The sequence below is a fragment of the Evansella clarkii genome (assembly GCF_002019695.1).
In the GTDB taxonomy this organism is placed as follows: domain Bacteria; phylum Bacillota; class Bacilli; order Bacillales; family Salisediminibacteriaceae; genus Evansella; species Evansella clarkii.
The window spans coordinates 339538-360856 of the sequence record NZ_KV917376.1 but is presented as its reverse complement, the minus strand read 5'-3'; the positions used below and the strand labels follow the sequence as shown (position 1 = coordinate 360856).

12 protein-coding genes, 11 tRNA genes and 3 rRNA genes are annotated in these 21319 nt (G+C 46.8%); 22 read left to right on the top strand and 4 right to left on the bottom strand.

Features of this window, described 5'->3' with window-relative positions; translation table 11 throughout:
• Positions 1-13 precede the first annotated feature (13 nt).
• A complete protein-coding gene (locus BK582_RS01550; RefSeq protein WP_420841218.1) occupies positions 14-2212 on the top strand; it encodes a Tex family protein in 2199 nt (732 codons plus the stop codon).
• A 231-nt stretch (positions 2213-2443) separates the two neighbouring features.
• Here the strand turns inward: BK582_RS01550 and cmpA are convergent, their stop codons facing one another.
• The gene (cmpA, locus tag BK582_RS26365) at positions 2444-2593 is read right to left on the bottom strand and encodes a cortex morphogenetic protein CmpA (protein WP_088036201.1); all 150 of its coding nucleotides are present in this window, start codon (positions 2591-2593) and stop codon (positions 2444-2446) included.
• A 251-nt stretch (positions 2594-2844) separates the two neighbouring features.
• On the opposite strand from cmpA, the gene BK582_RS01545 reads away from it, so the two are divergent.
• The 15 genes from BK582_RS01545 to rrf all read left to right on the top strand — a co-directional run bounded on the left by BK582_RS01545 (position 2845) and on the right by rrf (position 9918).
• On the top strand, positions 2845-3306 hold the full coding sequence (locus BK582_RS01545) for a SprT family protein (protein ID WP_078592668.1): 462 nt from the start codon (positions 2845-2847) through the stop codon (positions 3304-3306).
• Between the two features lie 151 nt (positions 3307-3457).
• Positions 3458-3533: transfer RNA gene (locus tag BK582_RS01540), tRNA-Asn, on the top strand.
• Between the two features lie 3 nt (positions 3534-3536).
• Positions 3537-3627 (top strand) — tRNA-Ser (locus BK582_RS01535).
• 15 nt (positions 3628-3642) lie between these two features.
• Positions 3643-3717 (top strand) — tRNA-Glu (locus BK582_RS01530).
• Between the two features lie 68 nt (positions 3718-3785).
• Positions 3786-3861: transfer RNA gene (locus BK582_RS01525), tRNA-Val, on the top strand.
• 13 nt (positions 3862-3874) lie between these two features.
• Positions 3875-3950: transfer RNA gene (locus BK582_RS01520), tRNA-Asp, on the top strand.
• A 19-nt stretch (positions 3951-3969) separates the two neighbouring features.
• Positions 3970-4054, top strand: a tRNA-Leu gene (locus BK582_RS01515).
• A 122-nt stretch (positions 4055-4176) separates the two neighbouring features.
• Positions 4177-4262 (top strand) — tRNA-Leu (locus BK582_RS01510).
• Positions 4263-4312: 50 nt separating this feature from the next.
• Positions 4313-4389 (top strand) — tRNA-Arg (locus tag BK582_RS01505).
• 8 nt (positions 4390-4397) lie between these two features.
• A tRNA-Pro gene (locus BK582_RS01500) sits at positions 4398-4474 on the top strand.
• A gap of 29 nt (positions 4475-4503) precedes the next feature.
• Positions 4504-4577: transfer RNA gene (locus BK582_RS01495), tRNA-Gly, on the top strand.
• 56 nt (positions 4578-4633) lie between these two features.
• Positions 4634-4710 (top strand) — tRNA-Ile (locus BK582_RS01490).
• Between the two features lie 124 nt (positions 4711-4834).
• Positions 4835-6402: ribosomal RNA gene (locus BK582_RS01485) — 16S ribosomal RNA — on the top strand.
• Between the two features lie 390 nt (positions 6403-6792).
• Positions 6793-9727 (top strand): 23S ribosomal RNA (locus BK582_RS01480).
• A 74-nt stretch (positions 9728-9801) separates the two neighbouring features.
• A 5S ribosomal RNA gene (gene rrf / locus BK582_RS01475) occupies positions 9802-9918 on the top strand.
• Together the 16S, 23S and 5S rRNA genes with 11 tRNA genes alongside form the textbook arrangement of a ribosomal RNA operon.
• Positions 9919-10653: 735 nt before the next feature.
• On the opposite strand, the gene BK582_RS01470 is transcribed toward rrf, so the two are convergent.
• From BK582_RS01470 to BK582_RS01460, 3 genes are read right to left on the bottom strand one after another with little or no spacing between them, the layout of a single operon-like run.
• A complete protein-coding gene (locus BK582_RS01470; protein WP_078592667.1) occupies positions 10654-11481 on the bottom strand; it encodes an N-formylglutamate amidohydrolase in 828 nt (275 codons plus the stop codon).
• Between the two features lie 3 nt (positions 11482-11484).
• On the bottom strand, positions 11485-13632 hold the full coding sequence (locus tag BK582_RS01465; protein ID WP_078592666.1) for a M20/M25/M40 family metallo-hydrolase: 2148 nt from the start codon (positions 13630-13632) through the stop codon (positions 11485-11487).
• Positions 13604-15268, bottom strand: a complete 1665-nt coding sequence (locus BK582_RS01460; protein ID WP_078592665.1) for a gamma-glutamyltransferase family protein — start codon at positions 15266-15268, stop codon at positions 13604-13606. The genes BK582_RS01465 and BK582_RS01460 overlap by 29 nt, the downstream gene beginning before the upstream one ends.
• Before the next feature lie 221 nt (positions 15269-15489).
• Between BK582_RS01460 and BK582_RS01455 the strand changes: the two genes are divergently transcribed.
• The 6 genes from BK582_RS01455 (at position 15490) to tsaD (ending at position 21262) form a co-directional block, all read left to right on the top strand.
• The gene (locus BK582_RS01455; RefSeq protein ID WP_078592664.1) at positions 15490-16617 is read left to right on the top strand and encodes a trans-sulfuration enzyme family protein; all 1128 of its coding nucleotides are present in this window, start codon (positions 15490-15492) and stop codon (positions 16615-16617) included.
• A 966-nt stretch (positions 16618-17583) separates the two neighbouring features.
• A complete protein-coding gene (gene thiL, locus BK582_RS01450) occupies positions 17584-18567 on the top strand; it encodes a thiamine-phosphate kinase (protein WP_078592663.1) in 984 nt (327 codons plus the stop codon).
• A 53-nt stretch (positions 18568-18620) separates the two neighbouring features.
• Complete coding sequence (tsaE, locus tag BK582_RS01445) at positions 18621-19076, top strand: tRNA (adenosine(37)-N6)-threonylcarbamoyltransferase complex ATPase subunit type 1 TsaE (protein WP_078592662.1); 456 nt, start codon at positions 18621-18623, stop codon at positions 19074-19076.
• Positions 19076-19795 (top strand): tRNA (adenosine(37)-N6)-threonylcarbamoyltransferase complex dimerization subunit type 1 TsaB, encoded by a 720-nt coding sequence (tsaB, locus tag BK582_RS01440; RefSeq protein WP_078592661.1) that lies wholly within the window; start codon positions 19076-19078, stop codon positions 19793-19795. The genes tsaE and tsaB overlap by 1 nt, the downstream gene beginning before the upstream one ends.
• A 1-nt stretch (position 19796) precedes the next feature.
• On the top strand, positions 19797-20249 hold the full coding sequence (rimI, locus tag BK582_RS01435; RefSeq protein WP_078592660.1) for a ribosomal protein S18-alanine N-acetyltransferase: 453 nt from the start codon (positions 19797-19799) through the stop codon (positions 20247-20249).
• Complete coding sequence (tsaD, locus tag BK582_RS01430; RefSeq protein ID WP_078592659.1) at positions 20246-21262, top strand: tRNA (adenosine(37)-N6)-threonylcarbamoyltransferase complex transferase subunit TsaD; 1017 nt, start codon at positions 20246-20248, stop codon at positions 21260-21262. Before rimI ends, tsaD begins: the two co-directional genes overlap by 4 nt.
• Positions 21263-21319 lie beyond the last annotated feature (57 nt).

Here is a 21319-nt window from a genome sequence, read left to right as displayed (position 1 = left end):
GAGAAAAGGATGGATGGAGGTTGTTTTACAAATGGAATGGTCGGCAGAACAACAGGTAATTCTTACACAGGTAACTAAGCAAATACAATTAAAAGAAAATAAGATAAAGCAAGTTATTGAACTGGCTGAAGAAGGAAATACCGTACCGTTTATCGCACGCTACAGAAAAGAGCTGACAGGCGGTATGGATGAGGAGCAAATCCGCAATATATTAGAAAGCTGGACTTATGCAACTAACCTTTCAAAGCGAAAGGAAGAAGTGATACGCTCCATTGACGAACAGGGAAAACTCACTGATGAGCTGAAAGGAAGCATTGAAAAAGCTGCTAAACTACAGGAAGTGGAAGACCTTTACCGCCCTTATAAACAAAAGAGAAGAACCAAGGCTACCGTTGCAAAAGAAAAAGGTCTGGAGCCTCTTGCTCAGTGGATATTCGCCTTGCCTCAGCAAGGGTCTGTACAGAAGGAAGCGGAGAAGTATATTAATGAAGAAAAAGAAGTACATACAATAGAGGATGCAGTTCAGGGAGCGCAGGACATTATAAGCGAGTATCTGTCAGATGACGCTGATATTCGTAAACAAATCCGCCAAATGACATTTACTGAGGGGAAAATCTCCTCTGAGAAAAAAGCCAAGGCTGAGGATGAAAAAGAAATATTTGAAATGTATTATGAGTACTCTGAAGAGGTGAAGCGCATCGTGCCGCACAGGGTGCTTGCTTTAAACAGGGGAGAAAAAGAAGGCGTCCTGAAAGTTACTGTTATCCCCCCAAGGGACAGAGTTTTATCCTGGCTGGAGAAAAGGGTACTAAAAGGAAGACAAACCGTCGCGAAAGAGGAGCTGCTTGCTGCTGTTGAAGATGGATATAAACGTTTGATTGAACCCTCCATCGAAAGGGAAATTCGTAACGAAGTAACAGAAAAAGCTGAAGAACAGGCCATTCATATTTTTTCAGAAAACCTTAGGAACCTGCTGCTCCAGCCCCCGTTAAAAGACAGAATAGTTCTTGGGGTTGACCCTGCCTACAGGACAGGCTGCAAGCTTGCTGTGGTTGACGAAACAGGTAAAGTTCTCGCTATTGATGTTATTTATCCTACGCCTCCTAAAAGTCAAGTGAAGGAAGCGGCTGCCAAAGTAAAAGAATATATAGAGCAGTTCAATATTGAGATGGTAGCTATCGGAAATGGTACAGCTTCCCGGGAAACGGAACAGTTTATCGCCGATATTATTAAAGATTTGAACGATAAACTATATTACTTAATTGTCAATGAGGCAGGTGCCAGCGTCTATTCCGCCTCCAAGCTTGCTAAAGAAGAGTTTCCGGAATTACAAGTGGAAGAACGAAGTGCCGTTTCTATTGCAAGGCGAATTCAGGACCCGCTTGCTGAGCTTGTAAAAATCGATCCGAAAGCTGTAGGTGTTGGTCAGTACCAGCATGATGTGACTCAGTCCAGACTTAATGATTCTCTGACTTTTGTAGTAGAAACAGTGGTAAACAAAGTGGGCGTAAACGTGAACACTGCTTCTTCATCACTTCTGCAGTATGTATCCGGGTTATCGAAATCTGTAGCAAACAACATCGTGAAATTCAGGGAAGAGCAAGGGAAATATGCAAACCGCAGCCAGCTGAAAAAAGTTCCGAGGCTTGGTGCGAAAACATATGAGCAGTGTATCGGTTTCCTGCGTGTGATTGATGGCAATCAGCCTCTGGACAGGACAGGCATTCACCCGGAAAGTTATAAAGTTACAAAGGAAATAATGGATCACCTTAATATAAACATGGGAGAGCTGGGCACAGATGCCGTTGAAGAAAAGCTGAAAGGGATAGCCATTCAGGATCTTGCCCGGAAGTTTGAGGTTGGTGAACCTACCTTAAAGGATATTCTTGACGCTCTTGCACGTCCTGGAAGAGATCCGCGGGATGATGTTCCGAAGCCTTTGTTAAAAACAGATGTGTTAACGATGGAAGACTTGTCTTCCGGCATGGAACTTCAAGGAACAGTTCGTAACGTCGTTGATTTTGGAGCATTTGTTGATATTGGAGTAAAGCAGGACGGACTTGTTCATATTTCCAAACTTGCCAGCCGGTTTGTAAAACACCCAATGGAAGTGGTTTCTGTGGGAGATGTAGTAACTGTATGGGTCGATTCGGTGGATACGAAAAAAGGCAGAATAGCACTAACAATGCTTAAACCCGCAGATCAGGTATAGGAGTTATACAAGTTAAAATCCCTCTGCTGCAGAGGGATTTTTAACTTATTCACCTTGTTGGACTTTCCCTAAGTAACTGACGCGATGCCCGTGCACGGGAATGGCCTGATATAAAAATCAGCAACAGGATTAAACAGAGTCAACTTATTAACCTAAGTATACAGATGGAAAATGAAAACCCCGCCCTCAAATGTATGTATTTAAGGACGATAGGGGGATATTCAGGTTTTCTTATCTTTTTTGGTAAGCAGAATCATTGTCCCCGGATGAGTGAGGGATAGTTTCTCTATAATAAAACCAGCATTGGTTTAACAGCCGGACCCTTTTTAAATCTTTTCGCTGATAGGCTTCCTCTAATTGTCTCTGAAGCCACGAAGGCATAAAACCTCCTCCTTTCCTGGTGTGGTGAGAAAATATCCTCATATAATTATTAATAAATATATGACGATATGGCTGTCTTTGTTATTCCTTTATACAAAAAGATTGGAACGCCAGGTTTGCCTATGTACCATGTGATAAAATTATTATATTTTGTATACCCCATTTTTTTCTGCTATCACACTATTTTTCAAAAAAATGGAGAATGTTTTTATTTTGTTTAATTGAATTGTTATTGATCGGGGGAGTAACGAATGAATGACGAGGAATTGCAGATACTTACAGAAACTGTCTCACTGGAGTCTTTTGGGCTGCCATTCAGACATAAAGCGTTTTTTAACAGCCGCCTGAGAACTACTGGAGGGAGGTATTCTCTTTCCACACATAATATTGATATCAACCCAAAACATTTAGAGTACTTTGGCGAAGAAGAGCTAATCAAAATAGTGAAACACGAACTCTGCCATTACCACCTTCATCTGGCGGGACGTGGTTACCAGCACAAGGATCGGGATTTTAAACTTCTATTAAAGAAGGTTGGTGGATCCAGGTTCTGTCAGACGATACCTGAGATGAAGAAAAAATCCACAAAGGTTCATATATATAAATGCACAAAATGCAGTGCCCAGTTTCAGCGTAAGCGGCAGTTTGATACGAAAAAGTATGTGTGCGGCCGGTGTAAAGGGATAATTACTAAGGTTAAAACATTTTCCTGAGAAAACATTGACGAGCTGTCGGTGTTGTGTTATATTATAAAAGTCGCTGACAAAAACAGCACAGACAAGATTGAAGTTAAAAACTAAAAAAACTTATTGACTTTGCGACTGTGTTTATGTAAAATGTAAAAAGTCGCTAACGAAACATTATTCCACAGTAGCTCAGTTGGTAGAGCAATCGGCTGTTAACCGATCGGTCGCAGGTTCGAGTCCTGCCTGTGGAGCCAGACGGAGAAGTACTCAAGTGGCTGAAGAGGCGCCCCTGCTAAGGGTGTAGGTCGCGTAAGCGGCGCGAGGGTTCAAATCCCTCCTTCTCCGCCAGTTTATTTTCAGGCTGGCCCGTTGGTCAAGTGGTTAAGACACCGCCCTTTCACGGCGGTAACACGGGTTCGAATCCCGTACGGGTCACCAATTATTTTTTACATGTAAGTAACAGGCGGTTAAAGTACTATAGACAGATTGCCAGTTTATATGAAACTGGAGGATTAGCTCAGTTGGGAGAGCACCTGCCTTACAAGCAGGGGGTCGGCGGTTCGAGCCCGTCATCCTCCACCAGTAAATTTCAAGTGGTCCCGTGGTGTAGCGGTTAACATGCCTGCCTGTCACGCAGGAGATCGCGGGTTCGATTCCCGTCGGGACCGCCATTTGTAAATTTAAATATGTGCGGGTGTGGCGGAATTGGCAGACGCGCTAGACTTAGGATCTAGTGCCTTCGGGCGTGGGGGTTCGACTCCCTTCACCCGCACCATATATAAAACAAGAGGATAAGCTGAGTGATCGCAATCTGAATCACCAGATATTTTTTTGTGAAAAACCATTGACATTTAGTCTGTAACGAGATATGATATAAACCTCGTTAAAAAACAATAAGCGGTCGTGGCGGAATGGCAGACGCGCTAGGTTGAGGGCCTAGTGGGGGCGACCCCGTGGAAGTTCGACTCTTCTCGACCGCACCATGTATATTTATCAATTATGTTATTGCAACATAATTAATAACTTAATAGCTGCGCCCGTAGCTCAATTGGATAGAGCGTTTGACTACGGATCAAAAGGTTAGGGGTTCGACTCCTCTCGGGCGCGCCATTAATTATCGGGAAGTGGCTCAGCTTGGTAGAGCACCTGGTTTGGGACCAGGGGGTCGCAGGTTCAAATCCTGTCTTCCCGACCATTTTTATCTTTAAAGAGTTTAATAATCATGCGGGTGTAGTTTAGTGGTAAAACCTCAGCCTTCCAAGCTGATGTCGTGAGTTCGATTCTCATCACCCGCTCCAGAATTTACCTCTTGCTCAAAGTTAGCTTTTTAGGATACACTAACTAAGCAGCCAGGGGGCCTGTAGCTCAGCTGGTTAGAGCGCACGCCTGATAAGCGTGAGGTCGGTGGTTCGAGTCCACTCAGGCCCACCATAAAAAACTGACCTTTGAAAACTAAACAAAAAGCCAAGCGAAGTGGGATATTTTAAATATCCCGTCAATCGAAAGAGTAATCTTTCAAATTAAATGATGTCAGAGACATCAAACTCGTTTCAATTTATTGGAGAGTTTGATCCTGGCTCAGGACGAACGCTGGCGGCGTGCCTAATACATGCAAGTCGAGCGCAGGAAACAGGCTGATCCCTTCGGGGTGATGCCTGTGGAATGAGCGGCGGACGGGTGAGTAACACGTGGGCAACCTGCCTTACAGACTGGGATAACTCCGGGAAACCGGGGCTAATACCGGATGACCAGAAGAACCGCATGGTTCTGCTGTAAAAGTTGGGACTTGTTCCTAACACTGTAAGATGGGCCCGCGGCGCATTAGCTAGTTGGTGAGGTAACGGCTCACCAAGGCGACGATGCGTAGCCGACCTGAGAGGGTGATCGGCCACACTGGAACTGAGACACGGTCCAGACTCCTACGGGAGGCAGCAGTAGGGAATCATCCGCAATGGGCGAAAGCCTGACGGTGCAACGCCGCGTGAACGATGAAGGTCTTCGGATTGTAAAGTTCTGTTGTCAGGGAAGAACACGTGCCGTTCGAACAGGGCGGCACCTTGACGGTACCTGACCAGAAAGCCCCGGCTAACTACGTGCCAGCAGCCGCGGTAATACGTAGGGGGCAAGCGTTGTCCGGAATTATTGGGCGTAAAGCGCGCGCAGGCGGTCTCTTAAGTCTGATGTGAAAGCCCACGGCTCAACCGTGGAGGGTCATTGGAAACTGGGGGACTTGAGTGTAGGAGAGGAAAGTGGAATTCCACGTGTAGCGGTGAAATGCGTAGATATGTGGAGGAACACCAGTGGCGAAGGCGACTTTCTGGCCTATAACTGACGCTGAGGCGCGAAAGCGTGGGGAGCAAACAGGATTAGATACCCTGGTAGTCCACGCCGTAAACGATGAGTGCTAGGTGTTAGGGGTTTCGATACCCTTAGTGCCGCAGTTAACACATTAAGCACTCCGCCTGGGGAGTACGGCCGCAAGGCTGAAACTCAAAGGAATTGACGGGGGCCCGCACAAGCAGTGGAGCATGTGGTTTAATTCGAAGCAACGCGAAGAACCTTACCAGGTCTTGACATCCTCTGACAACTCTGGAGACAGAGCGTTCCCCTTCGGGGGACAGAGTGACAGGTGGTGCATGGTTGTCGTCAGCTCGTGTCGTGAGATGTTGGGTTAAGTCCCGCAACGAGCGCAACCCTTGACCTTAGTTGCCAGCATTCAGTTGGGCACTCTAAGGTGACTGCCGGTGACAAACCGGAGGAAGGTGGGGATGACGTCAAATCATCATGCCCCTTATGACCTGGGCTACACACGTGCTACAATGGGTGGTACAAAGGGCAGCAAAGCCGCGAGGCCGAGCGAATCCCATAAAGCCACTCTCAGTTCGGATTGCAGGCTGCAACTCGCCTGCATGAAGCCGGAATTGCTAGTAATCGCGGATCAGCATGCCGCGGTGAATACGTTCCCGGGCCTTGTACACACCGCCCGTCACACCACGAGAGCTTGTAACACCCGAAGTCGGTGAGGTAACCTTTTGGAGCCAGCCGCCGAAGGTGGGACAGGTGATTGGGGTGAAGTCGTAACAAGGTATCCCTACCGGAAGGTGGGGATGGATCACCTCCTTTCTAAGGAGCTTAAAAGGCTCATACCTTTTTAAAGCTTCGCTTGGTACTTTTTGTTTAGTTTTGAGAGGTCATACTCTCAAAAATGATTTTCCTCTTTCCAGAGGAAGGTTATTCTTTTGCCCTTTGAAAACTGGATAACGATTAACTGATTGATGATCACCGGTTGTTTTAATTAAAAGTGCAAACTTTTAACGAGTACAACCGAGTGTCTTAGATAAGGCTAAATGTAGACGCCATAATTGCGTAAAAAACCTTTTATTAAGGTTTTTGCAAGGAGAACCAAGGAGATCGAGGAAACAAGCTTTCGAGTGACTGAGCGTATACCAATACGCGACAGGAACGAGAAGGCGCAGTTGACGAAGATATCCGACGGTTATCTGCCGCAAAAACGGTTAAGTTAGAAAGGGCGCACGGTGAATGCCTTGGCACTAGGAGCCGACGAAGGACGGGACGAACACCGATATGCTTCGGGGAGCTGTAAGTAAGCTTTGATCCGGAGATTTCCGAATGGGGGAACCCACTGCCTGTAATGAGGCAGTATCCATACCTGAATACATAGGGTATGAGAAGGCAGACCTGGGGAACTGAAACATCTTAGTACCCAGAGGAAGAGAAAGCAAATGCGATTTCCTGAGTAGCGGCGAGCGAAACGGAATCAGCCCAAACCAGAAGGCTTGCCTTCTGGGGTTGTAGGACACTCCATACGGAGTTACAAAGAAACAGCGTAGGTGAAGCGACCTGGAAAGGTCCGCGGGACAAGGTAACAGCCCTGTAGCCGAAACGTTGTTTCCTCCGGAGTGTATCCTGAGTACGGCGGGACACGTGAAACCCCGTCGGAATCCGGGAGGACCATCTCCCAAGGCTAAATACTCCCTAGTGACCGATAGTGAACCAGTACCGTGAGGGAAAGGTGAAAAGCACCCCGGGAGGGGAGTGAAAGAGATCCTGAAACCGTGTGCCTACAAGTAGTTGGAGCCCGTTCATGGGTGACAGCGTGCCTTTTGTAGAATGAACCGGCGAGTTACGATAACGTGCGAGGTTAAGTTGAAGAGACGGAGCCGCAGCGAAAGCGAGTCTGAACAGGGCGCTATAGTACGTTGTTGTAGACCCGAAACCGTGTGATCTACCCATGTCCAGGGTGAAGTCCAGGTAACACTGGATGGAGGCCCGAACCCACGCACGTTGAAAAGTGCGGGGATGAGGTGTGGGTAGGGGTGAAATGCCAATCGAACACGGAGATAGCTGGTTCTCCCCGAAATAGCTTTAGGGCTAGCCTCGAGGGAAGAGTGTTGGAGGTAGAGCACTGATTGGACTAGGGGTCCCCACAGGATTACCGAATTCAGTCAAACTCCGAATGCCAATCACTTATCCTCGGGAGTCAGACTGCGAGTGCTAAGATCCGTAGTCAAGAGGGAAACAGCCCAGACCATCAGCTAAGGTCCCCAAGTATACGTTAAGTGGAGAAGGATGTGGAGTTGCTTAGACAACCAGGATGTTGGCTTAGAAGCAGCCACCATTGAAAGAGTGCGTAATAGCTCACTGGTCGAGTGACTCTGCGCCGAAAATGTACCGGGGCTAAACGTATCACCGAAGCTATGGATTGTCCTTACGGACAGTGGTAGGGGAGCGTTCCAAGGGCTGTGAAGCATGACCGGAAGGACATGTGGAGCGTTTGGAAGTGAGAATGCCGGTATGAGTAGCGAAAAGAGGGGTGAGAATCCCCTCCGTCGAAAGCCTAAGGTTTCCTGAGGAAGGCTCGTCCGCTCAGGGTTAGTCGGGACCTAAGCCGAGGCCGAAAGGCGTAGGCGATGGAAAACAGGTGGAAATTCCTGTACCACCACGTCACCATTTGAGCAATGGGGGGACGCAGGAAGGCAGGGAATCGCGCTGATGGATATGCGCGTCCAAGCAGTTAGGCTGGCAAACAGGCAAATCCGTTTGCCATAAGGCTGAGCTGTGATGGCGAGGGAAATTTAAGTACCGAAGTTCCTGTACCTACACTGCCTAGAAAAGCCTCTAGCGAGGTGACTGGTGCCCGTACCGCAAACCGACACAGGTAGGCGGGAAGAGAATTCTAAGACGCGCGGGAGAACTCTCGTTAAGGAACTCGGCAAAATGACCCCGTAACTTCGGGAGAAGGGGTGCTCTGATAGGGTGCAAGCCCGAGAGAGCCGCAGTGAATAGGCCCAAACGACTGTTTATCAAAAACACAGGTCTCTGCCAAGCCGCAAGGCGACGTATAGGGGCTGACACCTGCCCGGTGCTGGAAGGTTAAGAGGAGGGGTTATCCCGTAAGGGAGAAGCTCTGAATTGAAGCCCCAGTAAACGGCGGCCGTAACTATAACGGTCCTAAGGTAGCGAAATTCCTTGTCGGGTAAGTTCCGACCCGCACGAAAGGTGCAACGATTTGGGCACTGTCTCAACGAGAGACCCGGTGAAATTATATTACCTGTGAAGATGCAGGTTACCCGCGACAGGACGGAAAGACCCCATGGAGCTTTACTGCAGCTTGATATTGGATTTTGGTACAGCTTGTACAGGATAGGTAGGAGCCTTGGAAACCGGAGCGCCAGCTTCGGTGGAGGCATTGGTGGGATACTACCCTGGCTGTACTGAAATTCTAACCTCGGACCGTGATCCGGTTCAGGGACAGTGTCAGGCGGGCAGTTTGACTGGGGCGGTCGCCTCCTAAAAGGTAACGGAGGCGCCCAAAGGTTCCCTCAGAATGGTTGGAAATCATTCGCAGAGTGCAAAGGCATAAGGGAGCTTGACTGCGAGACATACAGGTCGAGCAGGGACGAAAGTCGGGCTTAGTGATCCGGCGGCACCGTATGGAAGGGCCGTCGCTCAACGGATAAAAGCTACCCTGGGGATAACAGGCTAATCTCCCCCAAGAGTCCACATCGACGGGGAGGTTTGGCACCTCGATGTCGGCTCATCGCATCCTGGGGCTGAAGTAGGTCCCAAGGGTTGGGCTGTTCGCCCATTAAAGCGGTACGCGAGCTGGGTTCAGAACGTCGTGAGACAGTTCGGTCCCTATCCGTCGCGGGCGCAGGAAATTTGAGAGGAGCTGTCCTTAGTACGAGAGGACCGGGATGGACACACCGCTGGTGTACCAGTTGTTCCGCCAGGAGCATCGCTGGGTAGCTACGTGTGGAAGGGATAAGTGCTGAAAGCATCTAAGCATGAAGCCCCCCTCAAGATGAGATTTCCCATCACTTTATGTGAGTAAGATCCCTCAGAGAAGATGAGGTAGATAGGTCTCGTGTGGAAGCATGGCGACATGTGAAGCTGAGAGATACTAATCGATCGAGGACTTAACCAATAAGTCTTACTAAGCAAGATTATCAATCAGAAAAAGTTATCCAGTTTTGAGAGGGCAACCTTTCAACTTCATAGTCCAGTGACGATAGCGAAGAGGCCACACCCGTTCCCATGCCGAACACGGTAGTTAAGCTCTTCAGCGCCGATGGTAGTTGGGGGCTCTCCCCCTGTGAGAGTAGGACGCCGCTGGGCAAATGAAAGACATTCTCTTTTGAGGGTGTCTTTTTTTTGTTCCTATATGGAAAATGTAACAGATTTCTGAAGTTGGCGTGATAAGGACTGAGTCTGGCGCGTTTACCTGGTATTTTGGCGTGATAAAGTATGAATTTCGCGCGATAAGTCCTCTGTTTCGCACGATAAGTCCAGAGGATGCCAGATGGTTAGAGGCAGATAATAATGTATTTATAAATAGAAGAAAGCAACTTTTACATATGGAAAATGCAAAAAGTAAAAATTGACCGGCGTGCTGGATTGTTTGGCTAAGCGAGGAAGATAAGGATTTGAAAACCGGCAGGTAATTCAACGTGGCACTTATGAACCCGGTCTGCCGGTGCCATGTTGCGGGAAGGAGTATGAGTTAGGAAACGGGAGAAAAAGCTATGTCATCAAGGTGGCACTTATGAACCCGGTCCATCCGAACCCGGTCCGCCGGTGCCACGTTGCGGGAAGGAGTATGGGTGAGGAAACGGGAGAAAAAGCTATTTCATCAAGGTGGCACTTATGAACCCGGTCCATCCGAACCCGGTCCGCCGGTGCCACGTTGCGGGAGGGAGTATGAGTGAGGAAACGGGAGAAAAGGCTATTTCATCAAGGTGGCACCGCTAAACACCCGGTCCCAGTGAACCCGGTCCGGTCCTTTTCCCTCCCACACCTTCCTTGCAAAAAAACTGGAGGGCAGAAAGCCCTCCAGTGTGTGCACCCACCTGTTTATTCTGTTAACTCGCTAAAAGCTTCATATAAAATGTCCCGTATCTTTGTCAGATGACGAAGATCAGTTTCTTCAGGAAGGACAGAGGCAGGGTTTGCTGCATTTTTTAAATACAGTGATCGGTTTATTTCCAGCTGAATCCAGGGGATGGTTCCTCGGGTTCCGTGATACCGGGTTATATAGCCGCCTCTAAAGGGTGTGTTAATAGATACTAGAGAAGTGTGCCCTTGTGTCCCTTCAAAGCCGCGGAATTTTTTCTCGAGTATATCTTTTAATTTCTGGATCAGCTCTGGAGGAGCTGTAACAGGTTCTCCGTTTGATTCGCCGGTAACTGATCCTCTGTTGCTGATACAAAAAAGAGGGCGCTTCTCCCAGCTTTTTTTATCCGGGGCTGGACCGGTTTCAAGCATGGTATGGCAGTCTATCCCGAGCTTAACGGCCGGGTTGGCAGTTGCCTGTTCCAGCCGTTCGTGAAAAGGGATATAATGCTCTCTGATTAAATTATCAATTTCTCCGCCAGTGAGGCCAGCAGGTGTGCGCCAGACTTGTTTGTTTTCCACCGACAGAGTTTTTACTATGCCATCCGGGTTGGCTGGTGGACGATCATTTACTGACCTGTTCATATCTAATACGATTCTGGCTATTTCTGTATAAGCATATTCTTCTGCCAGGTCCTTAAAATCATAAAGATGCCGGGACCAGGTGTCGCAGTCAAGGAGAATTTCTTCCTTTGTTAAAAGGCATTTCTTTAAAAGGCCTTCCGGGATTAAAACACCACCATGGGGGACTGAAATTACGAGCGGAAGTTTCCGCCTCTGCCCGTCCATTAATTATTGCTCCAGCAGATACAGAGATAATAATAATGATCGCTGAATCAGTTCGCTCCGGTGTATAGCTTCATTTGGCGTATATAATCCTTTGCTTGCAGGAGCAAAACCGCAGATAACGGGAATATCAGCCTGGACTTCCCCGGCAGCGCTGGCAAGGAGGCTTGATTCCGTACCGAATGGGAGATGCCATTCCTCGCTGATCTGACGGAGCAGGCTGATAATTTCATTATTTTTCCTTCTTAAAAGTGGAGGTCTTTCTTCAATAGTTTCCACATAAGACTTCATCCCGCCTGAGCTTGATTTAAATGTTTCTCTTATCTCCTTCTCCGCTTCCTCCGCAAGTTTTTCATTAATATATGTGACAACGATAGTAGCAGTTACCCGGTGAGGCAGTAATACGCTGTATCTTTCTGAATGTACATCCTGAACGGCTATAGTGAGTTTTTTATCACGGCTGCTGATTTCCTTTAACTTTTCCGTTTTCAGAAGAAAGCTGCTGAGAACATCCGCCTGTTTTGAATTTTTTCCTCCTACACGGAGCGGATCTCCTTCAACAGTGATGCTGTATTTTTTTGAACCTCTTCGCTGGTCGGCGACCTTCCCTTCGGTAAAACCAGGCTGGAGTACAATAACCTGTTTTGCTTCCGATGCGGCTTTTCTTAAAGTGGAGCTGCTGTACCGCATTCCTCTTCCTTCATCAGAATAAAAGAGAACCCCGACTTTCTTTTTAGCCAGAAGCTTTTGTTCTTTAAGAGCATTCAGGGCAGTGAGCATTACTGTGAGCCCGCCTCTGCTTGAAGCGATACCTTCCCCGTAGATCCATTCCTGTTCAGTACGGAACGGTATCGGGAACCCTTTTCGTTCTCCTGGAATATCGATAGGAAGAACAAGGAGGGTGCCGTCTTTTAAACCGGCTTTCGATTCCCATGTCCAGGCAGAACGTCCGTTAGTGTATTCTTCCACAGCTTTTAAGCCAAGCTTCTTGCACCGGTCATCGAGCCGTCTTCTAACAGTACTCAGCCCTACAGGATCCTGAGTCCAGCTGGAAAGGTTTGTCCATGATTTAAGGTCGGTTTCAATCTTATGCCGGTTCTGAGTAATAGAATTAAAGATTTCCAGCGGTTCTTTCGGTGTCTCGCCATCGGTATTATCCAGAAAGAACGGGCCGAAATAACGTTCGTTTGTTATGTCGATTAACCTGTTCATTAAATCAGTGTAATTAAGGCCCATTTTATCTGCGGCATAAACAAATGAGCCGTCAGCGCCAAGGCTTGCCATGGAGTTAACTTCAAGAATATAAGGGTTCCCCTGTTTATCGATCCGGAAATCTACCCTGGCACTGTCATAGCAGCCAAGCGCCTTAAATGTATCAATAGCAAGCTGCTGGATTTTTTTAGTTTCTTCTTCGGAAAGAGGAGCAGGGCAGACTTTTTCTACCGTCCTGCCACTTTTGTTTTTCTTATCTTCATAGGTAAAAATCTGTTCCCCTTCTCCAAAGACGAGCTCGACTGGAGGGAGAGCTTCTACAGGGTTATTGCCAAGCAGCCCGACGTTTACTTCCCGGCCTTCAATATATTCTTCAACAAGAGTCGGCCCGTTAAAAGTCTCGTAAATGGTTTTAACCCCGTCTCTCAGTTCATCTTCGTTGTGAACAATTCTAAGCCCGAAGGAAACGGCCTCATCTTTCGGTTTTACGATAAGTGGATAGGTTAGATCTTCCGTTACCGGAGAATCAGGCTTGTCCATTACCATAAATTTTGGTGTAGGAAGACCTCTCTGGATTAAAATCATTTTTGTAACAACTTTGTCCAGAGCTAGCGCATGAGTTTCCGGTCCGGATCCTACATAGGGGATACCGAGCATTTCAAGAATGCCCGGTACATGCATATAACGCCCTTTCCCCTGGATGCCGTAGCTAAGGTTAAACACAAGGCCTGGTCTTTCGCCGGAAACAACAGAAGGCATGAACTCCTCCAGCTTGGAAATGATATTTTTATCCCCTTCAAATGTCTTGACCTGGTGACCTCCTGAAACGAGGGCATCCTTGATGTTTTTAATCGTTTCAAGACCGTATTTTTCACGATTTAATGTTCCGAATAAATTAATGACTGCCTGGCTTTCACGGTTGTAGACGATCGCTATCTTCATTTTTGATAAAACCCTCCATTATCTTTAATGATGCAGGTCCTCTGGCTGTACCATCTCTTCGTGGGTCGGCTACGCCAAAAAATTCTCCGCCTTCGATATCCGGGAATTCAACACCCTGAACACAGCCTAAGTAAAAGCTGTAGGCTCCCCGTTTCTTTAATTCAAAGCCGGTAATATTTAATGCGTTCAATACTTCTTCGTTAAATCTGCTTTTCTCAATTAACAGCTTTCCTGTATCAGAGGAATGAAATCTTGGTGCGGAGATCGCATGGTCCAGTGTTTCATTTCTGTCAGCAATCCTGGTAATCACCTGGGCGAGAGAGGTGGAAATACGGCTGCTTCCCGGGCTTCCCAGGAGGAATTTCGGTCTGCCGCCTTTAAATAAAAGGACTGGAGCTACACTGCTCCAGGGCTTGCCTCCCGGGAGAAGATGATATGGATGTGCCATGTTTTTGTAATCAAAAGCACTCATATAATTGTTATAGAAAAAGCCAAGTCCCTCGGCCATCGTTTTACTGCCGAAAACAAGTTCAATAGACTGGGTAATTCCCACAGCGTTGCCGTCTATATCAGCCACTGATAAATGTGTTGTTTCCCCGGATGTAATAGGCGGAGCAAACTTTTCCTGCAATGAAGTCCTGCCTATTTTAGTAATCAGGTCTGTGAGCTCTTTCGCATAGTCCTTATCGAGCATAAATTTATTTACTGTCTGCAGGAAATAGTCAGGGTGGATTGGCACCCTTTGCCTGTCGGTTAAAGCAAATTGAAACGCAAGCGCAGAAATTACTGCACCTGGGGCTTCCTCCGTGTGCAGCATTTCAGGAGGGAATCCTTCAAGAGTGTTCAGAATCTGCACTAATACTCTTCCGGCACCGGGGGGAGGAAAAGTATAAATATCATAGTCTCTGTAACTTCCTGTTAGAACATCACGCTCCACCGGGATCGGGATTTGACAGAGGTCTGCATCGGTGATGAGCCCATCTCTTTTTTTCATATCTTTTACGATCTTTTTTCCTATCGTACCGATATAAAAATCCTGCCATCCGTTTTTAACCATTGTCTCCAGGGTGTTTGCCAGCTCCGGCTGAAAAATTGTCGCCCGTGTCGGCATAGGCTTGTTATTTTTGAAAAAGTTTTTAACTATGGAAGCATCTTTTCTTAAATGTTCTTCTTCTTTCTTTAATAACCTGTGTATGAGCGGTGAAACAATAATTCCTTCTCTTGCAGCTTGTATTGCAGGTTCAGCTGCTTCAGCGAAAGAAAGTTTACCATACTTCTCCTGAAGATACCCCAATGTGGCCGGAGTGGAAGGGACGGTTGAAGATTTCAGGCCGAATTTTATAGGTTTTTCTGGCGTCTTCATGGGCTGGACATTAAAAGGAGCACGTGAAGATCCATCCAGTGCGAAAACACGTCCCTCTTCTTTTAAGTAAACAAGGGCCATCGTCTGTCCGCCGAGACCTGAGGCCTGAGGCTCTGTTACTCCTAAACAAAGAGCAGCAGCTACAGCGGCATCGACAGCATTTCCTCCTTTTTCAAGCATGCGAACCCCTGCTTCTGTGGCTGGGCCGGAAGCGGTAGAAACCATACCGAAAATATTTTTATCCGAGGATATCTTCTTCTTTGAAGTTTTCATCGTTGATCTCCATTCATATATGAAGTAAAAATGCAACTGTTTCGAATATTTTATCACATAGAAGGTCTGGTTGGAGCAGAATATTGTAAGATTTTTCAGAAAAAAGTTAATATTAAAAAATTTTCATGGAATCGCGGTTTAAGTAATTATGTTGGAGGAATGATACAATAATGAAAAAGTATTTTGAGAGGGAAAAAAATTGTGGCAAGGGGTGTTGGACGATGCGTTTTGAGACAAAAAATGTACATTTTCAGGAAAAGCTGGATTCAAAGGAAATCAGTAAAGCCAAACCGATTTATCAGACATCGGCGTTTGCATTTAATGATTTAGACGATATGGAAAGCTTCTTCAGCGGGGAAAAATCCTATATGTATACCCGGGTAGGAAATCCGAATACTGATGATCTCAGTAAAGGTGTTGCAGATCTGGAAGGAGCGGAAATGGGAGCGGCGTCTTCGTCCGGTATATCGGCGATACTGGCCGGCGTTCTTGCTGTTGCTAAAGCAGGTGATCATATTATTGCGACAGAGGATTTGTATGGCGGTACATATCAGCTTTTCGCAAAAGAACTCCCGGATTTCGGAATCGAAGTAAGTTTTGCCGATTTTTCTGATTTGCAGGATGTAGAAAATAATATAAAAGATAATACTGTTTTAATTTACACAGAATCAATCACAAATCCGCTGCTTCGGATTGAAGATCTTGAGGAAGTTGTAAATCTTGCGAAGAAACACAGTCTGAAAACAATGGTGGACAATACATTCGCAACGCCTTATCTGATCAGGCCCCACGAAGCTGGCGTGGATCTTGTAGTACATAGTGCCACGAAATATATCGGAGGGCACAGTGATCTTTCAGCCGGAGTTGTTACTGGAAATACAACCTTAATGAAAAAAGTGCGGGGACGCATCACAAACCTCGGGAGCAATCTTGGACCGTTCGACGGATGGCTTGGAAGCCGGGGGCTCAAAACACTGAGTCTCAGAATGGAGCGTCAGAGCGCTAACGCTGCTGCTTTAGCCGCTTCACTGGCAGAGGATAAAAATATTGAAAAAGTGTATTATCCGAAAAACGTATCTGCACGCGGCAACGGGGCAATAGTGACGATAGTTCTTGCAGAAAATGTGGATGTTCACGAGTTTTTCAGGAAGTTAAGCTGGGTGAAAGTCGTTCCTACATTAGCGGGAGTGGAAACCTCAGTAACTCATCCGGTGGGGACCTCCCACCGGCCTGTTCCTGAAAAAACACGGGAAAAGCTCGGTGTTACTTATTCCATGGTCCGCATCTCTGTGGGAATTGAGGATAAAGAAGACATCATCGAAGTGTTTAAACAGGCGCTTGAAGGGTAAAACATTTTTTGCTTAATAGTGATGGAAAAACTGGCCGTCTGCATGTAATGTGCAGGCGGCTTGTGTATTTACAAGATAGTTCTTGCGTGATTTGAGAGGGAGTAATGCATTCGCTCAAGGGATGCAAGAAGCTCTTGTATGACATGAGAAGGAGTAATAAGTTCACTCAAGGGATGCAAGAATCTCTTGCATGACATGAGAAGGACCAATCCTTTCACTCAAGGGATGCAAGAAGCTCTTGCATGACATGAGAAGGAACAATCCTTTCGCTCAAGGGGTGCAAGAAGCTCTTGCGGGACATGAGAAGGAGTAATAGGTTCACTCAAGGGATGCAAGAAGCTCTTGCCGGACATGAGAAGGAGTAATAGGTTCACTCAAGGGATGCAAGAAGCTCTTGCATGACATGAGAAGGAGCAAACCTCTGACTCAAGGGATGCAAGAAGCTCTTGCGTGACATGAGAAGGAGCAAACCTTTCACTCAAGGGATGCAAGAAGCTCTTGCCGGACATGAGAAGGAGCAAACCTCTGACTCAAGGGATGCAAGAGGCTCTTGCATGACATGAGAAGGAACAATCCTTTCGCTCAAGGGATGCAAGAAGCTCTTGCGTGACATGAGAAGGAGTAATAGGTTCACTCAAGGGATGCAAGAAGCTCTTGCGGGACATGAGAAGGAGCAAACCTTTCGCTCAAGGGATGCAAGAATCTCTTGCATGACATGAGAAGGACCAACCCTTTCACTCAAGGGATACAAGAAGCTCTTGCATGACATGAGAAGGAACAATCCTTTCGCTCAAGGGGTGCAAGAAGCTCTTCACTTTTCTTTATTATACAGCCCTTTTCCTTATCCAGGTTATTTTTGGTATAATGAAGAGCGGAAATCGTAGATAAATCAAGTAAATGACGTTTCACTTATTACTTGCAGGGAGACGCTGTTAACAATATAGAAAGAAACAAGCAGGTGACGTAATGAATAATGAAATAAACTGGATACGTCAGATAGCTCCAGAGTGCCATCATCAGGAAGGACTGAAGGCAGGAATCGGCGACGACGCGGCGATATACCACCTGCAGGAATCCTATGAAACGGTTGTATGTGTGGATACGATGGTTGAGGGAATACATTTTAAGAAAACGACGATGCCGATGAAGGCGATTGGCCATAAAGCACTTGCGGCCAATATTAGTGATCTTGCTGCAATGGGGGCAGTCCCGCTCTATTATTTAGTCTCCGTGGCAGTGCCAAAAAAAGGCTGGAGTGTACAGGAGCTTAACTCCATATACGAAGGAATGAAGCAGCTTGGGGATCAGCATAAAATGGACCTGATCGGCGGAGATACTGTTTCAATTAATGAAAATCTTGTTCTGACAGTTACAGTGATCGGAAAACTGGAAAAAGGGAGAAGGCTTCTCCGCTCTGCAGCGGAGCCTGGGGATATTTTTTTTACAACAGGCCCTCTCGGTAATTCAGCATTTGGGCTGGAAAAGCTTCTGGAACAAGGTCTTTCTGCAGCAGAACAAGAAGAACACCTCCCATTTATTCAGGCGCATCAGTATCCAGCGCCGCAAGTGAAAGGCGGAAGGGTCTTATCTGGCACAGAAGCAAGAATTGCACTCAATGATATCAGTGATGGCCTTGCCAGTGAAGCGAAGGAAATTGCCGAAGCAAGCAAGGTAAATGTGACTATTGACTGGGATGAGATCCCTCGGGCACAGCTGCTGAAGGCGGCCCCTCAGGATCGACAGGAAGAGTGGGTGCTTTATGGCGGAGAGGATTACCAACTTGCAGGGACAGTGGGCCCGGAAAACTGGGATTTCCTTAAAGCAGAGTTTGAGAAACAGTCACTGCAAATTTATAAGATAGGCTTTGTAACCGAAGGTCAAGGCGATGTCTATTTAAAAAAAGGTGGGAAGTCTTCCCCTCTGACAAAGACAGGCTACGGCCATTTATAGTTTTTATATAAAAACAGGTAATTGGTAAACGACGGAAGGCGGAGGTTATTTAGATGGAAAGCACTTACGAATATAGTTCCGGTTCTCCTGAGGAAACACAGCGGCTCGCGGAGAGGCTGGCAGCTGAACTGCAGCCTGGTGATCTGATCACTTTATCAGGTGATTTAGGGGCTGGAAAAACAAGTTTTACTAAAGGTCTTGCAAAAGGGCTTGGAGTAACGGCAAACGTAAACAGTCCTACATTTACGATTATAAAAGAATACGAAGGCAGGCTTCCCTTTTATCATATGGATGCATACCGTGTGGAAGACGAAGGAGAGGAACTGGGTCTTGATGAATACTTTGAAGGAGAGGGTGTAACCGTTGTGGAATGGCCCACTATGGTGGAAGAACAGCTGCCTGAAGAGAGGCTCGATATAGAAATCAGGCATACTGGAGAATCTGACAGAGTGCTTTACTTCAAACCTTCCGGAGACAGGTATATAACAATTTGTAAGGAGATCTTTTGATGAACGTTTTGGCGATAGATACAACAACATATGTCCTGGGTGTAGGATTAATTAAAGAAAATAAGCTTGCTGGAGAGATGATGACCCATCTTAAGAAAAATCACTCTCTGAGACTTATGCCAGCGATCCGTACACTCATGGAAGAAGCGGAAATGAAGGCAGAGGAGCTGGACAGAATAGTAGTTGCCCAGGGGCCAGGATCCTATACTGGAGTAAGGATTGGAGTGACCACTGCTAAAACGATGGCCTGGGCACTTGGAATTCCGGTTGCCGGGGTATCAAGCCTCGAACTGATGGCCCAGAATGGCCGCTATTTTAACGGAGTAGTCTCTCCGTTTATTGATGCCAGAAGAGGGCAGGTGTACACGGGGCTGTACCGTTATGAAGACGGACAGATGAAACAGCTGGAAAAGGACAGAATCATCATGCATGAAGACTGGCTGAAAAAGCTAAAGGACAGCGGTGAAAACGTGCTTTTCACAAGCCCGGATGCGGAAAAACATAAAGAGCAGATCACGGAACTGTTAGGAAAACAGGCTGTTTTTGCCCGGCTCACAGAAAATATCCTGCGGCCAGGAGAGCTGGCGATGCTTGGAATGGAAAAGGAAGCGGATGGGGCTGTTCATGATTTCACGCCAAATTATATAAGAATGGCAGAGGCTGAGTCTAACTGGCTGGCAGCAAACAAGGGACAACAAACAAAGAGTAAAGGTGAGTAATATGGGAGAAGAGGTAGAAATCCGGTTTATGGACCTGGAGGATTTAGACCAGGTGATGGAGGTAGAGCATAATTGTTTTCCTTCTCCGTGGAGCCGTGGTGCGTTTGTTAATGAACTGGCCTCAAACCAGTTCGCATATTATTTAGTTGCTTTATCAGGTAAAAGGATTATCGGCTATATCGGTGTCTGGATAATCATTGATGAAGCCCATATTACGAATGTAGCTGTACACTCTGATTTCAGAAAGCAGGGCGTTGGGGAGCAGCTGCTGCAGTCGTCGATGGCTCTGGCGAAAACGCTTGGAGCGAAAAAGATTACCCTCGAGGTACGGGTTTCCAATGAACCTGCAAAAAGAATGTACAGTAAATTTGGATTTGAAAATGGGGGCATCCGGAAGAATTATTATACGGATAATCAGGAAGATGCCCAAATCATGTGGGTGGTGCTCGAATGAAAGATGAACAGGATATGCTTATATTAGGAATCGAAACGAGCTGTGATGAAACCTCTGCTGCTGTTGTAAAAAACGGCCGGGATATTCTCAGCAATGTCGTTTCTTCACAAATAGAAAGCCATAAACGTTTTGGCGGTGTGGTACCTGAAATTGCTTCCCGCCATCATGTGGAGCAGATAACGTATATTTTTGAAGAAGCTCTGAAAGAAGCGGGAACAGAGCTAAAAGACATCGATGCTATTGCTGTAACAGAAGGGCCTGGGCTTGTAGGTGCTCTTCTCGTCGGTGTCAATTCAGCAAAGGCACTGGCATACGCAATGGATAAACCACTTGTCGGGGTTCATCATATAGCGGGACATATATATGCGAACCATATTGTTGAAGAGCTGACCTTCCCGTTGATTACCCTCGTCGTATCAGGGGGCCATACGGAGCTGATTTATATGAAGGAGCACGGTTCCTTTGAAGTGATCGGTGAGACAAGGGACGATGCTGTTGGAGAAGCTTATGATAAGGTGGCGCGGACTCTTGGCCTTCCATATCCGGGAGGCCCGCATATCGACAGGCTCGCCCATGAGGGAGAAGCTTCTGTTAAACTCCCAAGGGCCTGGCTGGAGCCTGATTCTTTCGACTTCAGCTTCAGCGGCCTTAAATCCTCCGTAATAAATACCCTTCATAACGCAAAACAGCGCGGGGAGGAAATACCTCCTGAAAATATAGCAGCAAGCTTTCAGGAAAGTGTTATCGAGGTTCTGGTCGGTAAAACAATGCGGGCTGTTGAAGAAAAAAATGTGGACAGGCTTCTTCTTGCAGGCGGGGTAGCAGCTAATAAAGGGCTGAGGGAAGCACTTACTTCTGCGTGCAGTGAAAAAGGGATCAGCTTAACGATTCCCCCAATGCCCCTTTGTACCGATAATGCAGCGATGATAGCAGCAGCCGGCACGATATTTTACCAGCAGGGACGCAGGGCGGATGACAGGCTTAACGGCCAGCCAGGATTGGTGTTGAAATAGGTGGTCAGACGAAGACATATGCACAGCAGTGCATATGTTTTCTTATTTATGGAAAAA

Bases quoted from the DNA above. Each gene is read 5' to 3' on its own strand.
- tsaB (WP_078592661.1), top strand. From the start codon at position 19,076: ATGAACGTTTTGGCGATAGATACAACAACATATGTCCTGGGTGTAGGA.
- tsaD (WP_078592659.1), top strand. From the start codon at position 20,246: ATGAAAGATGAACAGGATATGCTTATATTAGGAATCGAAACGAGCTGT.
- rimI (WP_078592660.1), top strand. From the start codon at position 19,797: ATGGGAGAAGAGGTAGAAATCCGGTTTATGGACCTGGAGGATTTAGAC.
- BK582_RS01550 (WP_420841218.1), top strand. From the start codon at position 14: ATGGAGGTTGTTTTACAAATGGAATGGTCGGCAGAACAACAGGTAATT.
- BK582_RS01545 (WP_078592668.1), top strand. From the start codon at position 2,845: ATGAATGACGAGGAATTGCAGATACTTACAGAAACTGTCTCACTGGAG.
- tsaE (WP_078592662.1), top strand. From the start codon at position 18,621: ATGGAAAGCACTTACGAATATAGTTCCGGTTCTCCTGAGGAAACACAG.
- BK582_RS01455 (WP_078592664.1), top strand. From the start codon at position 15,490: ATGCGTTTTGAGACAAAAAATGTACATTTTCAGGAAAAGCTGGATTCA.
- BK582_RS01470 (WP_078592667.1), bottom strand. From the start codon at position 11,481: ATGGACGGGCAGAGGCGGAAACTTCCGCTCGTAATTTCAGTCCCCCAT.
- thiL (WP_078592663.1), top strand. From the start codon at position 17,584: ATGAATAATGAAATAAACTGGATACGTCAGATAGCTCCAGAGTGCCAT.
- BK582_RS01465 (WP_078592666.1), bottom strand. From the start codon at position 13,632: ATGAAGATAGCGATCGTCTACAACCGTGAAAGCCAGGCAGTCATTAAT.
- cmpA (WP_088036201.1), bottom strand. From the start codon at position 2,593: ATGCCTTCGTGGCTTCAGAGACAATTAGAGGAAGCCTATCAGCGAAAA.
- BK582_RS01460 (WP_078592665.1), bottom strand. From the start codon at position 15,268: ATGAAAACTTCAAAGAAGAAGATATCCTCGGATAAAAATATTTTCGGT.